10 protein-coding genes and 2 pseudogenes are annotated in these 13,703 nt (G+C 68.4%); 6 read left to right on the top strand and 6 right to left on the bottom strand.

Translation table 11 applies throughout. From position 1 onward, the window contains the following. Positions 1-10: 10 nt before the first annotated feature. The 3 genes and pseudogenes from KF941_RS23605 to KF941_RS28590 form a co-directional block, all read left to right on the top strand. Complete coding sequence (locus KF941_RS23605) at positions 11-940, top strand: FecR domain-containing protein (RefSeq protein WP_214274734.1); 930 nt, start codon at positions 11-13, stop codon at positions 938-940. Beyond that, positions 937-3,399, top strand: a pseudogene (locus KF941_RS23600) (TonB-dependent receptor); the annotation flags it as partial. The gene KF941_RS23605 and the pseudogene KF941_RS23600, both read left to right, overlap by 4 nt. A 234-nt stretch (positions 3,400-3,633) precedes the next feature. Then, positions 3,634-3,906: pseudogene (locus tag KF941_RS28590) on the top strand (alkaline phosphatase PhoX); the annotation flags it as partial. Between the two features lie 68 nt (positions 3,907-3,974). Here KF941_RS28590 and KF941_RS23595 read toward each other — a convergent pair. The 4 genes from KF941_RS23595 to aztA all read right to left on the bottom strand — a co-directional run bounded on the left by KF941_RS23595 (position 3,975) and on the right by aztA (position 7,865). Beyond that, entirely contained in the window at positions 3,975-5,207 is a 1,233-nt protein-coding gene (locus tag KF941_RS23595) for a metallochaperone AztD (RefSeq protein ID WP_214274732.1), read from the bottom strand. 75 nt (positions 5,208-5,282) lie between these two features. After that, positions 5,283-6,212, bottom strand: a complete 930-nt coding sequence (aztC, locus tag KF941_RS23590) for a zinc ABC transporter substrate-binding protein AztC (RefSeq protein ID WP_214274731.1) — start codon at positions 6,210-6,212, stop codon at positions 5,283-5,285. A 19-nt stretch (positions 6,213-6,231) separates the two neighbouring features. Further along, entirely contained in the window at positions 6,232-7,095 is an 864-nt protein-coding gene (aztB, locus tag KF941_RS23585; RefSeq protein ID WP_214275228.1) for a zinc ABC transporter permease AztB, read from the bottom strand. After that, positions 7,095-7,865, bottom strand: coding sequence for a zinc ABC transporter ATP-binding protein AztA (aztA, locus tag KF941_RS23580; protein ID WP_214274730.1), 771 nt, complete (start codon positions 7,863-7,865; stop codon positions 7,095-7,097). Before aztA ends, aztB begins: the two co-directional genes overlap by 1 nt. A 213-nt stretch (positions 7,866-8,078) precedes the next feature. Here aztA and KF941_RS23575 point away from each other — a divergent pair, with 213 nt between their 5' ends. Together KF941_RS23575 and KF941_RS23570 are read left to right on the top strand one after the other, a co-directional pair. Then, complete coding sequence (locus tag KF941_RS23575; RefSeq protein ID WP_214274729.1) at positions 8,079-8,738, top strand: DUF1007 family protein; 660 nt, start codon at positions 8,079-8,081, stop codon at positions 8,736-8,738. Continuing rightward, positions 8,726-9,622, top strand: coding sequence for a high frequency lysogenization protein HflD (locus tag KF941_RS23570; protein WP_214274728.1), 897 nt, complete (start codon positions 8,726-8,728; stop codon positions 9,620-9,622). The genes KF941_RS23575 and KF941_RS23570 overlap by 13 nt, the downstream gene beginning before the upstream one ends. 475 nt (positions 9,623-10,097) lie before the next feature. Here KF941_RS23570 and KF941_RS23565 read toward each other — a convergent pair whose 3' ends face one another. Then, the gene (locus KF941_RS23565; RefSeq protein WP_214274727.1) at positions 10,098-11,261 is read right to left on the bottom strand and encodes an S-(hydroxymethyl)glutathione dehydrogenase/class III alcohol dehydrogenase; all 1,164 of its coding nucleotides are present in this window, start codon (positions 11,259-11,261) and stop codon (positions 10,098-10,100) included. A 127-nt stretch (positions 11,262-11,388) separates the two neighbouring features. Between KF941_RS23565 and KF941_RS23560 the strand changes: the two genes are divergently transcribed. Beyond that, the gene (locus KF941_RS23560) at positions 11,389-12,399 is read left to right on the top strand and encodes a GlxA family transcriptional regulator (protein ID WP_214274726.1); all 1,011 of its coding nucleotides are present in this window, start codon (positions 11,389-11,391) and stop codon (positions 12,397-12,399) included. 22 nt (positions 12,400-12,421) lie between these two features. Here the strand turns inward: KF941_RS23560 and KF941_RS23555 are convergent, their stop codons facing one another. Continuing rightward, positions 12,422-13,636 carry a GTP-binding protein gene (locus tag KF941_RS23555; protein ID WP_214274725.1) on the bottom strand — a complete coding sequence of 405 codons (1,215 nt, stop codon included), beginning with the start codon at positions 13,634-13,636 and terminating at the stop codon, positions 12,422-12,424. Positions 13,637-13,703: the final 67 nt, after the last annotated feature.

Below are 13,703 nucleotides of genomic sequence, written 5' to 3'. Positions count from 1 at the left end.
GGATCCGTGCATGCTGAAGGACGAGGACCCCCCCGAGCTGCGCAAGGCGCTGGAATGGCTGGTGCGGCTGAACGACGACCGCGCGCCGCCCGACCTGGAGCGCCGGTTCCAGGCGTGGCTGGCGGCCTCGGCCAGGAACCGTGCCGCCTGGGACGAGGCAAATGCGCTCTGGGCCGGGATGGAGCCGGTCAAGGCCGAGTTCGACACCCTGCGCCGCCGCGACCGGGCCATCAGCCGCCGCCGCCTGATCGGCGGGCTGGCGGGCCTTGCCTTCGCCGGCGCCGGCGGCTGGCATGTCTCGCGTCCCTGGTTCCGGGCCGATCACGTCACCGATGCCGGAGAGGTGCGCGACATCGCGCTTGCGGATGGCTCGCTGGTTAATCTCGGCAGCCGCTCGGCTCTCTCGGTCGACCTGGGGCCCGAGCGGCGGCTGGTCCGGCTGCTGCGGGGCGAGGGGTTCTTTGCCGTGGCGCCCGACCCGCGGCCCTTCGCGGTCCGGGCCCTGGGCGGAGAGGTGGCGGCATTGGGAACGCGGTTCAACGTCTGCCTGCAGGGCGGCCGCGTCGACGTCGCGGTGGCGGAGCACGCGGTTTCGCTGAAGCTGCCGGGCCTGCCTGCGGTCGAACTGGGCCAGGGCTGGCAATCCAGCTATGGCCGCGACTACATCGCGCCGCCGGTGCAGGCGGAGCCGGACAGCATCGGCGCCTGGCGGCAGGGGCGGATGATCTTTCGCAACACCCCCCTGGGCGAGGTGCTGGCCGAGATCGCGCGCTGGCGCGGCGGCAGCATCTCGGCCTGGGGCAGCGGGGTGGCGGCGGTCCCGGTCACGGCGATCTTCGACACGAACGCGCCGGATGCGGCGCTGGAAACCATCGTCCAGACCCTGGACCTGCGCATGGTCAACCTGCCCGGCGGGATCACCCTCATCCGCGGCGGATGATTTTTTTTCACCGCCGCCTTAATGACCTTTCCGTTCCCAGGTGTCTGCCATGCGAGGGCCGAAGAAAGCCGGTCATGGCACATGCAAGAGGGACAAGGATGGAACGGACACGCAAGGGGATGCCGGGATTTCGGCTGGGGATCGCCACCGCGATGCTGCTGGCATCGACGGCGCTAGCCATACCGCTGACGGCGCCGGCGGCGGCGGCGCAGGAAACGGCCGGGACAGGCAGCTTCGCCATCCCCGCCCAGCCGCTTTCTGCGGCGCTGGTCCGCTTCGGCCAGGCCAGCGGCTTGCAGATCTTCTTCGACGAGCGCGTGGTCGCCGGCCGCCGCAGCCCCGGCGTCAGCGGCAGCATGACCGCCGAGGCCGCGCTGGCCCGGCTTCTGGCGGGCACCGGGCTTGGCTATCGGTTCAACAATCCCCGGACGGTCAGCATCCTGGCGCAAACACCCGCGGCACCGGCGGCGGCCGAGCCCGGCTCGATCCTGCTGGACACCGTCGTCATCCAGGGCGAGGGCATGGGAAGCTGGGACGTTCCGCCGGCCTATGCGGGCGGGCAGGTCGCCTCGGGCGGCGCGCTTGGCATCCTTGGCAATACCGGCGTGATGGACACGCCGTTCAACCAGACCAGCTATACCAGCAAGCTGATCCAGGACCAGCAGGCCGCGACGGTCGCCGACGTGCTGGACAACGAACCCTCGGTGCGTCGCGCCATCCCGGCCTATGGCTCGGCCGAGAACGTGAAGATCCGCGGCTTCGACATGAACGTGGGCGAGGCGGCGATCAACGGGCTCTATGGCCTTGCCCCGCTGTCGGGCAGCCTTCCGGTCGAATTCGTCGAGCGCGTCGAAGTCCTGAAGGGCCCGAATGCGCTGCTAAGCGGGATCACCCCGTCGGGCCAGGTCGGCGGCGGCATCAACCTGGTCATGAAACGCGCGGGGGACCAACCCCTTGCGCGGCTGACCATGGGGCTCGATTCGGATTCGTCCCTGCGCGCGCATGTGGATGTGGGCCGGCGCTTTGGCGCGCAAAGGCAATGGGGCCTGCGCATCAACGGCAGCTATCGCAGCGGCGAAACCTTCATCGACGGCCAGTCGCGCAAGGTTCCGGTGGGCGCAGTCGGTCTCGACTATCGGGGAGAGCGCTTCCGCGCTTCGCTCGACGCCTATCACCTGCAGGAAAAGACCGAGGGCGGGATCGCCTTCTACGCCTCTCCGGCGGCCGGCCTGACCGAGATGCCCGCCGCGCCCTCCGGCAGCACCAACATCTATCCGGGGATCCGGTCGGACTACACCACCCAGGGCGCCGTCCTGCAGGCCGAACTGGACATTGCCGACGGCGTCACCGCCTATTCCAAGCTGGGGGTGCAGCGTTTCCGGCAAAGCGGCTTCTTCGGCGGCATCGCCATCGCGCTGGCCCAGAACGGCGACACCGCCGTCAACGTGACCGACTGGCCCTATGAATCGGATGGCAGCTCGGCCGAGGTCGGGGTGCGCGGCGCATTCTCTACCGGCGGGGTCGAGCATCGCTTTGCCGTCAGCGCCGCGCGGCAGAATCGCGAGCTGGCATCCAGCGTCACCTTTGCCCGCAACCCGACCAACATCTACGATCCGCTGCCGATCACCATCTGGCCGGACCCCGCAGGCGCGCCGCTGAAGACCGCCGAATCGACGATGACCAGCCTGGCATTCGTCGATACCATGTCCCTGTTCGACGACCGCGCGCTGCTGACGCTGGGCATCCGCCACCAGAAGGTCCGGTCCGACAGCTACGACACCGCCACCGGCCTTGTCGCCAGCAGCTACGATTCCAGCGCCTGGACGCCGATGGTCGGGCTGGTGGTCAAGCCCAGCGAACATCTGTCCTTCTACGGCAACTATATCGAGGGCCTGTCGCCCGGCACCATCGTCGATGCCGCCTACCAGAACGCCGGGCAGGTCTTTGCCCCCTACAAGACCCGCCAGGTCGAGATCGGCGCCAAGCTGGAGACCGGCGGCTTCATCAACACCGTCAGCCTGTTCCAGGTCGAAAAGCCGGGCACCCTGGTCGATTACGCGACGGCGCCGCTGCCCACGCTGCGCGAGAACGGCGAGCAGCGCAATCGCGGCATCGAATGGGCCATCATGGGCGAGATCGCGCCGGAACTCCGCGCGCTTGGAGGGGTGAGCTATACGCAGGCCCGCCTGACCAGGACGCAGGACGGCGCCCATGACGGAAACCATGCGCCCGGCGCCGCGCCCCTGGCGGTCAACCTTGGCCTGGAATGGGATACCCCCTGGGTGCAGGGGCTGACGCTCAGCGGGCGGCTGATCCACACCTCGTCGCAATATGTCGACAACGCCAATGCCATCAGGATCCCGGACTGGACGCGGGTCGATCTGGGCATGCGCTATGAGACGGTCCTGGGCGGCAGGAAGGTCTCGGTGAACGGCGGGGTGAAGAACCTCTTCGACCAGAGCTACTGGGCGGGCGCCATGCAAGCAATGTGGTGGCGCTTGGCGCGTCGCGAACCTTCCAGCTTTCCGCTTCGGTGGATTTCTAGGGCAGAGTCGGGCTGTTCGCCATCGGCCCTTGCGCCGGTGCGCCGGCTGGGCAAACGGGGCAAAGCCATGCCGCTGTCCTCGGGCGGCGGCGTCCGGGCGCGGGGCATTGACCGGCATCTTCCGGCAAAGCCGCCCGTCGCCGCGCCGGTGGATGCCGAGGGCAGGAGGCGCTGCATCTCGCCGCTGTTCCATCGCGTGCCCGTGGGGGCCGAGATGTGCGGCCCCTGTCCGACGCCGGACCTGGCCACCTTCTTCGTGGCGGTTCAGCATCCGGGCGACGGCGGCGAGGATTGGGAGGGCCACGGCCGCCCGTCCTATTACGAGGACCTGTCCACCCGCTGGCCGGATTTCCGCGACGCCATGCCGGTGCGCCCGGCGGTGGTGGCGATCACGAAACAGGGCGGCGGCCGGATCGGCTGATACGTCCTGCCCGAATTAAAGAAGGGGGCGGAAAACCGCCCCCTTTTGGCATCTGCCTTGCGTCCCGTTCAATGCGTCACGCCGCTGCCGCCGGTCACGGCGATGTTGTAGGGCTTGCCCTCGACCTCGACCGTCCCGAGTTCTTCGAGGCTCTCGGTCGCGATGCGGCGCACCAGGCCGGCGTTGGGATCGGTGACGACGATTTCATCCCCGGCCAGGGCGAGGCGCGGGCGCGGGTCGTTCCAATGCCCGTCCATCGAATAGGGCTCCGTCACCTTGGCGCTGGCCGCGATCTCGGCCTTCAGCAGGTCGATGCGGTGCAGGCTGCCGTCCTCGGTCAGCACGTAGCCGGTCGAGGGCCTGGCCGGGTCGAGCGCGAAATCCACCCGGCGGAAAGGCAGCTTGATGTAGCGGTAATGCGGCTCGTCCACCGGGTCGATGACCGCCAGCCCGTCGGGGCCGTAATTGCCCAGGAAGACCTGGATGCCGGTCGCGCCCAGCAGCGTGCCGGTGGTCCCGCCCTGCGGCAGGTCGGCCGGATAGGGCAGCAGCCTGTATTCCGGGCCGTTCGCGCCGGCCTTGACGGTCAGCACGCCTTCCTTGCAGCCGGCGGCCAGATAGGCACCCGAGAAGGCCTCGCCATGGATCGCGGTGCAACTGGCCAGGTCGCCTGCCGGCTTGCCCTCGGCGTCGAAGGCCTGCAGGCCCAGGCGCGGCACCGAGGCGTCGCCCTCGACCTTCTCGTCCGAGGCGACGGTGGAGAGCCAGCTGTCGCCCAAGGGCGCGACGAAGCCGTGATGGGCGCGGGCCTGCGGGAACTTGACCGGCTCGACCTTGCCCTCGGCCAGCGCGCCGCCCTCCAGGATCTCGGCATAGCCGCCCTGGTCGTAGTTCAGCACCACCTTGCCGTCGTGCTCGACCAGGTGGAACGGGCGCGGCCCGGTCAGGCTGGCGTCGATGGCCGCGGGATCGGCCACCTCGATGTCGCGGTGGTCGCCGTGGTCGTGGAACGCGATGCCGCTGCGGATGAACTGCACCGTGTCGGCATCGGACTGCACCGCGGCCACCACCGCGCCGCCCGCCACCGGGAACAGCTTGACCTGGCCGGTGGTCGGGAAGGTCCAGCGATGATCGGGTTCGGACAGGTCGAACGCCGTGACCTGGCCCTTTTCATGGTCGCCGACGAAGACGCGGTAAAGCGTGACGTCCTCATGGCCGTGATCGTGGTCATGGTCCTGCGCGAAAGCCGCACCGGCCAGGATCAGCGCCAGGGCGCTGGCGCCCGCGAGATGTCTGAACATGGAAGGTCTCCTTGGATGGTGGATCGGGGTGAAGGCTCCGGGACGGGGCAATGGCTGGTCCCGGCGGAAATCTGGTCAGCGGGCGGCCAGCGCCGCGGCGATGGCGCCGGCATTGTGGCGCATCATCGCGATGTAGTCGGGCGCCGGGCCGTCCGGGCCGGACAGCGCGTCGGAATAGAGCGTGCCTGCCAGCGGCAGTCCGGCCTCGCGCGCGATCTGCTCCAGCAGCCTCGTGTCGCTGATGTTCTCGGCGAAGATGGCTGCGGCGTTGCGGTCGCGGATCGCGCGGATCAGCCCCGCGACATCGGCCGCAGCGGCCTCGGATTCGGTCGAGACGCCCTGCGGCGACAGGAAATGCACGCCATAGGCGGCCTCGAAATAGCGGAAGGCGTTGTGGGCGACCACCACGGTGCGGCGGTCCTCGGGCAGGGCGGCGACGGCACTGCGGATCTCGGTATCGAGAGCGTCCAGTTCGCCGGCATAGCGGGCCGCATTCGCCTGATAGGCGGCGCAGCCTTCGGCATCGGCCACGCAGAAGGCTGCGGCGATGTTCTGCACATAGACCTTGGCATTCGGCACCGATTGCCAGGCATGGGGATCATGCGCGCCGGCATGGAAGACCGCCTTGCCGTCGATATAGTGGTAATGGCCGCCGCCCGGCTCCTCCATCGTCTCGACCCCGTCGGTCAGGGTGGCGATGGCGGCGTCTGTCCCGCTGGCGGCGATCAGGCGGGCAAGGAAGCCCTCGAACTCCAGCCCGTTGGTCAGCACCACATCGGCGCCGGCCAGCGCGATCGCGTCGGCCGGGCGAGGCTCATGGACATGCGTGTCGGAATCCGGGCCGACCAGCACCTTCAGCCTGATCCGGTCGCCGCCGACCTCTGCCGCGAAATCGCCGATGATCGAGAAGGTGGCGACCACGTCCAGCGGTTCCGCCTGTGCAGCCGCAAGGGATGAAAACGCAATGGCCGAACAGGCGGCAATGCGGCGAAGCCAATCTCTCATGGGATATCCTTTCATGGCGTCAGGCCGTCCGGTGGCGGCGGGGCAGGGCGGGCCGCAGCACGCCGCGCGGCCCGGCCAGAAGCGAGACGAGATAGACCACCCCGGCCGAGAGGATGATCGCCGGACCCGAGGGCAGGCTGGCGTGATAGGACAGCAGGAGCCCGCCCAGCGATGAGACGATGCCGATCCCGACCGAGGCGGCGCACATCGCGACGGCATCGTTCACCCAGAACCGCGCCGCAGCGCCGGGCAGGATCATCAGCCCGACCGACAGCAGCGTGCCGAGCGCCTGGAACCCGGCGACCAGGTTCAGCACCACCAGCCCCAGGAAGACGAAATGCACCACGCCCCCCAGGCCCGAGACCGAACGCAGATACAGCGGGTCGAGGCATTCCGCCACCAGCGCCCGCCACAGCAGCACCGTGGTCGCCAGCGTGACGGCGGCGACCAGCCCGATCAGCCACAGCGCATCGTCGTTCAGCGCCAGCACCGTGCCGAACAGCACATGCATCAGATCGACGCTGGAGCCGCGCAGCGAGACCATGACGACCCCGATGGCCAGCGAAACCAGGTAGAAGGCCGCCATCGAGGCATCCTCCCTCTGCACCGTCAGCCGTGCCACGGCGCCGGCGCCAAGCGCCACGATGGCCCCGGCGATCAGCCCGCCGATGGTCATCGGCACGATCTCCAGCCCGCAAAGCAGGAAGCCCGCCGCAGCACCCGGCAGGATGGCGTGGGACATGGCGTCGCCGGTCAGGCTCATCCGGCGCAGCATCAGGAAGACGCCGACCGGGCAGGCCGACAGCGACAGCAGCAGCGCCCCCGCCAGCGCGCGCTGCATGAAGGCGAATTCGAGGAAAGGCGCCACGACCCAGTCGACCATCACGCCACGTCTCTGGCCGGGGCGGGGGACGGCTCGCACCAGGGGGCGTCGTCGTCCCAGGCTTCCTGGAACTGCCGGGCGCGCTGCATGTTCTCGGGCGTCACCACCTCGGCGCTTGGCCCCCAGGCGATGGGGCGGCGGGCAAGCAGCAGCGCCTGCGGGAAATGCGCCTGCACCAGGTCGAGGTCATGGACGACCACGACCACGGTACGGCCTTCGCCATGCCAATGCAGGATCAGGCCGATCAGGTCGCGGATGGTCTTTTCGTCGATGGCGTTGAAGGGCTCGTCGAGCAGGATCAGATCGGCATCTTGCACCAGCAGCCGGGCGAACAAAGCGCGCTGCAACTGCCCGCCCGACAGGCTGTCGATGGGACGCCGCCCGAACCCGTCCAGCCCCACGGCGCGCAATGCATCCGCGACGGCACGGCGATCCTCGGCCCGGTGCCGACCCAGAAGGCCGCGCTTGTGCCACAGGCCAAGCGCGACCAGGTCCACCACCCGCGCCGGAAAACTGCGGTCCAGTTCGGATTGTTGCGGCAGGTAGGCAAGGCTGGCATCTGCGGCGACCCGGCAAGTGCCGCTCATCGGCGCCAGCAGGCCGGTGATGCATTTGACCAGCGTCGACTTGCCCGACCCGTTCGGCCCGACCACGGCCAGCAGCGCGCCGCGCGGCACCTGGCCGGTCAGGTGATGGACGGCGGCGTGGCTGCCATAGCCGACCGTCAGATCCTCGAAGGTGATACAGGCATCGGCCGTGCGGGGGTTCATTTCAGGCGGCTCCGGGCGTCGCTGCATAACAGACTCGAGTTTTCGTGATGTTATTACATTACGAAAAGAGAAGGGCAAGAGAGGCCGTCGCGCGTCCCGGCGTCAGAAAACGGCGGCTGAGGCCGGAAAGCCGGCGGGATGCCGGCAAGGACATGCCGACGCGCCAGTTTTGTGATTTGTCGAAACGGCGCCCGCGGCCTAAAGCCTGCCGCCATGCGCTGTTTGCGGCTTGCCTTGCTGTCCCTGCTGTCGGCCCTTGTCCTTGCAAGGGCCGAGGCGCATCCGCATGTCTTCATCGACACCGGCCTGACCTTTCGCTTCGACGGCGAGGGCAGGATGGGCGCGGTCAGCGTGACCTGGGTCTTCGACGAGCTTTCCTCGATGCTGATCGTCGAGGACATGGAGCTGGACGCTGACGGCAACGGCGTGCTGACCGATGACGATATCGCCCGCCTGACCGCCATGTTCAGCGACTGGCCCGAGGATTTCGCCGGCGACCTTTACGTGACCCATGACGGCAAGCCGGCCGCGCTGTCCGGGCCGATGGAGATCGAGGTCCGCCATCGCGACGGCCGGCTGGTCGTGAGCCATATCCGCCCGCTTCTGGACCGGATCGGGCCCGAGGACGGGCGGATTGTCGTGCAGGTCTACGATCCGACCTATTATACCTTCTACGAGCTGGTCGGGACGCCGGAAATCCGGGGCAGGGACGGATGCCGGGTCGAGATAGAAAAGGCCGACATCGCCGCGGCGCAGCGCAAATATGGCGACGAGCTGGCGAAGCTCAGCAATGACGAGATCATGGACCAGGGCAAATACCCCGACGTGGGCGGCGATTTCGCCGACGAGGTGAGGCTGGAATGCGTAAGGTGATCCTGGTCGCGCTGCTTGCGCTGGTGGTGGCGGCCGGGCTGGTTCTCTGGACCGGGCTGGACGACCGCGTCGCCCGCATGGCCCTGGGCTGGCAGCGCGACTACCAGAACGCGCTGGCGCGGGCCTTGCGCGCCCTGCGGGGCGGCGAGGCCGGGGCGGTCACGGCATTCCTGGGCATCTGCTTCGCCTATGGCTTCCTGCATGCGCTGGGGCCGGGTCATGGCAAGGCGCTGATCGGCGCCTACGGGGTCGCGACGGACGTGCCGATGAGACGCATGGTCGGCCTGGCCGCGATAACCAGCCTTGCGCAGGCGACGGTCGCGGTGGCCGTGGTCTATGCGGGCGTCTGGATCTTCGGCGGCGCGCGCGATCGCGTCGAGGGCGCTTCCGCCAGTCTCGAGCCGTTCTCGGCCGCGGCCATCGCCCTGCTGGGGGTGATCCTGTGCTGGCGCGGCTTCCGCAGGCTGGCCGCCGGCCGGCACCGGCATGGCCACGCGCATTCCGAAACCTGCGGCTGCGGCCATGTCCATGTCCCCGATGTCCAGGAGGTTCGGGCAATCCGGTCCTGGCGCGAAGCCGCGGCGCTGGTCGCCGGAGTGGCCCTGCGGCCCTGCACCGGGGCGCTGTTCCTGCTGATCCTGACCTGGCGGTTCGGCCTGGACGCGGTCGGGATCGCCGGGGCCTATGCCATGGGGATCGGCACCATGATGGTGACGGGCCTTGCCGCGGCCATCGCGGTTGGATTGCGTCGCGGGGTGCATCTCTCGCTGCCGGCCTTGGGTCGGGCCTCGGTCCTCGCCGGCCTGGTCGAGGTCGCCTTCGGCGGCCTGGTGGCGATCTTCGCCTTCGCAACGGCGTTTCGCCTGGTCCAGGCGTCCTTCTGATCCGATCCCGGCGCGGCTACCCGACCGGACCAGCCGGGATGCCTTCCCCAGGGGTCGGCTTCGGTATCCGGCGATACCTGCCGTAGTGGCAGAAACATTCCATCGAAGAAGAGAGCGCCAAAGCGAATTGCCAACGCCGTTCTTGCCCTTGCGCTCGTTGGAGGATGCACGACACGCGGCCTCGGAACCCATTTCATGGATGAAAACGAGGGACGGGAGCGGCTGGCAGTCGAGGCCCGAGCGACGGCATATGCCCTGTCGCTCTATCTGAACGGCATGGTTCCGCACCCCTAGGTGAAGCTCCGCCCGTCGCTGCCGCGTGTCGAGGTGGTCCCGGCATGGCGGGAACCACCAAAAGGATCGATGCGGCATCGGGCGATGATGTTCCCGATTTGGCCGGCTTCGGCGCAGTCCATTGCAGAGGCTATGCTCCGACCCCCGGACATGCAGGATGTCCGGGGATTGTCTCATCGGCTCATGCCGGGACGATCTTGCCGGGCAGGCTGTTGACCCGCATCGTCTCGTCGGGGCGGAAATGGATGACCGAGCGGATCGACTCGCCAGCATGCAGTAGGTCGAAGGCGGTGTTGATCTGCTCATGCGTCATGTTGTGGGTGATATAGGGATCGACGTCGAAATCGCCATGCAGCCATTCGTCCACCATGCCGGGCAACTGGCTGCGCCCGCGCACCCCGCCAAAGGCCGAGCCGCGCCAGACCCGGCCCGTCACCAGTTGGAACGGACGGGTGGCGATTTCCTCGCCCGCGCCGGCAACGCCGATCACCGTGCATTCGCCCCAGCCCTTGTGGCAGCATTCCAGCGCCGAGCGCATGACGTTCACGTTGCCGATGCATTCGAAGGAATAATCCACCCCGCCGTTGGTCATGTCGATGACGACCTGCTGGATCGGCTGCTGGAAATCCGCGGGATTGATGCACTCGGTCGCGCCAAGGCCGCGGGCCAGCGGGAACTTGTTCGGGTTGGTGTCGATGCCGATGATCCGGCCGGCGCCGACCATCTTCGCCCCCTGGATCACCGCCATGCCGACCGCGCCCAGGCCGAAGACCGCGACGGTCGCGCCGGGCTGGACCTTGGCGGTGTTCCTGACCGCGCCCATGCCGGTCGGGATGGCGCAGCCCATGACGCTGGCCTTGGCGAGCGGCGCCTCGGTCGATATCCTGGCCACCGAGATCTCGGGCAGCACCGTATATTCGCTGAAGGTGCTGGTGCCCATGTAGTGATGGATCATCTTGCCCTTGTAGGAAAAGCGCGAGGTGCCGTCGGGCATGACGCCGCGGCCCTGCGTCTCGCGGATTGTCTGGCACAGGTTGGTCTTGCCCGACCTGATATAGAGGCAGTCCGGATCCTCGGGGATGTAGAGCGGGATGACATGATCGCCCGGCTTGACCGAGGTGACGCCGCGGCCGATCTCTTCGATGATCCCGACGCCCTCATGGCCGAGGATGGCGGGGAACAACCCCTCGGGGTCGCGGCCCGACAGGGTGAATATGTCGGTATGGCACAGGCTGGTGGTGACGATGCGGACCAGGACCTCGCCGTCCTTCGGGCCCTCGAGGTCGATTTCCTCGATCTCCAGCGGGCGGTTCGGTTCCCAGGCGATGGCGGCGCGGGTTTTCATGGAGATACTCCTCGGCTTGCATTCGGTTACGTGATGTTATTACATAATCAACGTGCCTGGAACCGGCCGGGGCGGTCGATTTCGGACAGGGTTCCCGATCTTCGCGCCAAGGGCAGGACAGCAGCCGATGACAGCATCGCAAGGGCAGGCCGCCGGCAGGGCAAGCCATCGGGTGCATGTCGTGATCTATCCCGGCTTCAAGTCGATGGAGGCGGTTGGTCCGGTCAATGTGCTCAGCTATGCCAACCGCCACCTGGCCGCGCGGGGCGATCCGCGCCGCTATGACATCGTGCTGGCCGCGCGCCAGCCCGGCATGGTGCCCTCGGACACGCTGATCTCGCTGGAGGCGGGGCCGCTACCGGAAGGCCCGCTGACCACGGTCATGGTCGCCGGTGCGCTCGACATCCAGGCGGCGCTGGCGCGGGAAGCCGGGCTGGTGGAGTGGTGCCGCAGGCGGGCCTTCGAGGCGGAACGCTTCGCGGCGCTCTGCTCGGGGTCGTTCTTCCTGGCCGCGGCGGGGGTTCTGGACGGGCGGCGGGCGGCGACGCATTGGAGCGTGGCCGAGTTGCTGCAGCGGCGCTTTCCCAAGGTTCGCGTGGATGCCGACGCGATCTTCGTGCAGGACGGCAGCCTGTGGACCTCGGCCGGGGTGACGGCGGCGATCGACCTGGCGCTGGCCTTTGTCGAGCAGGATTTCGGCCGCGATCTGGCGCTGGCGGTGGCGCGCGACCTGGTGATCTATCTGAAGCGGCCGGGCGGGCAGTCGCAGTTCAGCGCCGCCCTGACCAGCCAGATGCGCGGCCCGCCGGGAATGCGCGACATCCAGGCGTGGCTGCTGGCCAACCTGGACCGGCCCCTGCGCATCCCCGACATGGCCGCCCGCGCCGGGATGAGCCCGCGCAACTTCACCCGCCTGTTCGCCGCCGAACTGGGCACGACTCCCGCCAGCTATCTGGAGAGCGCGCGCTGCGAGCGGGCCAAGGCGCTGCTTCTGGACGGCGACCTGCCGTTGAAGGCCATTGCCTTCCGCTGCGGCTTCACCTCGGACGAGCAATTGCGCAAGGCCTTCCTGCGCCGCTTTTCGCTGACGCCGCGCGACTATCGCGACCGCTTCAGGACGACGCTGACGGCCCGATAGGTGCAATGCCGGGCCGGGCGGCTTACCGCTGCGACAATCTCACTGTGCTTGCCGGCCAGGGGTCGTCGAAGGGCTCGCCCGCCTTCCAGGCCGCGATCTCCTCAGGGGTGCAGAAGCAATCCCTCACCGCATCGGCGAACGCCGCAAGCTCGTCGCGGTCGCTGATCACGGTCAGCCGGCAGCGCCGGTCGCCGAATTCGGGCGACAGGCCTGCAAGGCGCCGGCGCATCTCGTCGCGTTCCTCGGGCAGCAGGTTCAGGCTGTTGTCCTCAAGCGCGGCGATTTTCCAGTAGTTGACGATCTCCAGCCCGATGCTGCCCGCCGTCTGGTTCCACAGCAGTTGCAGCCGGTCGCGCGTCGGCAGCCAGAAGAAGCCCTTGCTGCGGTGGATGCCGGTGCCGAGGGCGTGGTTATAGACCTGCCACAGCCTTTGCGGGTGAAAGGGGCGGGGGTCCGCGATCACGATGCTGTCGATGCGATAATCCTCGGCCCCGGACATCGAGGCGGTGCCGCGGCTGCGGTCCCAGTCGGTCAGTTCCGCCCCCAGGGCGGCGACGCGCGCATGGTCATAGGGCGGCAGGGCCAGCACATCGGCCAGCCGGACATTGCCCCATTGCATCCCCATGATGTCGGCGAAGGGGTTGAGCGGATGGATCGCCTGCGCGACAGTGCGCAGCGTCTCGCCGGACACCCGGTCCATCTCGCTCAGCAGGATGCGGCTGGCGAACATGATCTGCTCGGCCAGCGGGTTCTCGATCCCGCGCCGGCCCCCGGCCAGTTGGCGCGAGGCGGCGGGCAGGATGGCGCGGCCCAGGTCGTGGTCCTGCGCCAGCGTCGCCGTGTCCACCACCGACAGGAAGCCGTGCAGCCGCAGGGCGGGATGCGCGCGGATCGCCTCGAGAAGCGGCCAAGGATGGCTGCTGCCCGAGGTCTCGATCAGCACATGGGTGGCGTTCCCCTGGGCGATCATCCGGTCCACGGCGCGGACGAACTGCTCCAGCCCCTGCGCGCCGCTGATGCTGCCGGCCGGAATGGCGGCAAAGCGCGGGTCGCGGCGCGAGATCGCATTGCTGGTGTCGAGGATTGCGCCATCGACGTCGAGTTTGCTCATCGCGTTGACGATGACGCCTGGCCGGACGCCCGGCATGCTGCGGGCCTGCACCAGCAGGCTCTGCATGAGCGTAGCCTTTCCGGCCCCGAGAAAACCGTTCAGGATCGTGACCGGATCCCGCGGCATGGTGTTGCCCTGAATGAAAGCGGGTCAACCGGCGGGGCGCTTGCCTGCGGCCTCGCGCGATGGAAAC

Source organism: Paracoccus sp. pheM1, assembly GCF_018499825.1.
Taxonomy (GTDB): Bacteria; Pseudomonadota; Alphaproteobacteria; order Rhodobacterales; family Rhodobacteraceae; genus Paracoccus; species Paracoccus versutus.
Note: the sequence above shows the minus strand (reverse complement) of the source record. Positions and strands in the feature narration are given on the sequence as shown.

Bases quoted from the DNA above. Each gene is read 5' to 3' on its own strand.
- KF941_RS23565 (WP_214274727.1), bottom strand. From the start codon at position 11,261: ATGAAAACCCGCGCCGCCATCGCCTGGGAACCGAACCGCCCGCTGGAG.
- aztC (WP_214274731.1), bottom strand. From the start codon at position 6,212: ATGAGAGATTGGCTTCGCCGCATTGCCGCCTGTTCGGCCATTGCGTTT.
- aztB (WP_214275228.1), bottom strand. From the start codon at position 7,095: ATGGTCGACTGGGTCGTGGCGCCTTTCCTCGAATTCGCCTTCATGCAG.
- KF941_RS23595 (WP_214274732.1), bottom strand. From the start codon at position 5,207: ATGTTCAGACATCTCGCGGGCGCCAGCGCCCTGGCGCTGATCCTGGCC.
- KF941_RS23560 (WP_214274726.1), top strand. From the start codon at position 11,389: ATGACAGCATCGCAAGGGCAGGCCGCCGGCAGGGCAAGCCATCGGGTG.
- KF941_RS23605 (WP_214274734.1), top strand. From the start codon at position 11: ATGCTGAAGGACGAGGACCCCCCCGAGCTGCGCAAGGCGCTGGAATGG.
- aztA (WP_214274730.1), bottom strand. From the start codon at position 7,865: ATGAACCCCCGCACGGCCGATGCCTGTATCACCTTCGAGGATCTGACG.
- KF941_RS23555 (WP_214274725.1), bottom strand. From the start codon at position 13,636: ATGCCGCGGGATCCGGTCACGATCCTGAACGGTTTTCTCGGGGCCGGA.
- KF941_RS23575 (WP_214274729.1), top strand. From the start codon at position 8,079: ATGCGCTGTTTGCGGCTTGCCTTGCTGTCCCTGCTGTCGGCCCTTGTC.
- KF941_RS23570 (WP_214274728.1), top strand. From the start codon at position 8,726: ATGCGTAAGGTGATCCTGGTCGCGCTGCTTGCGCTGGTGGTGGCGGCC.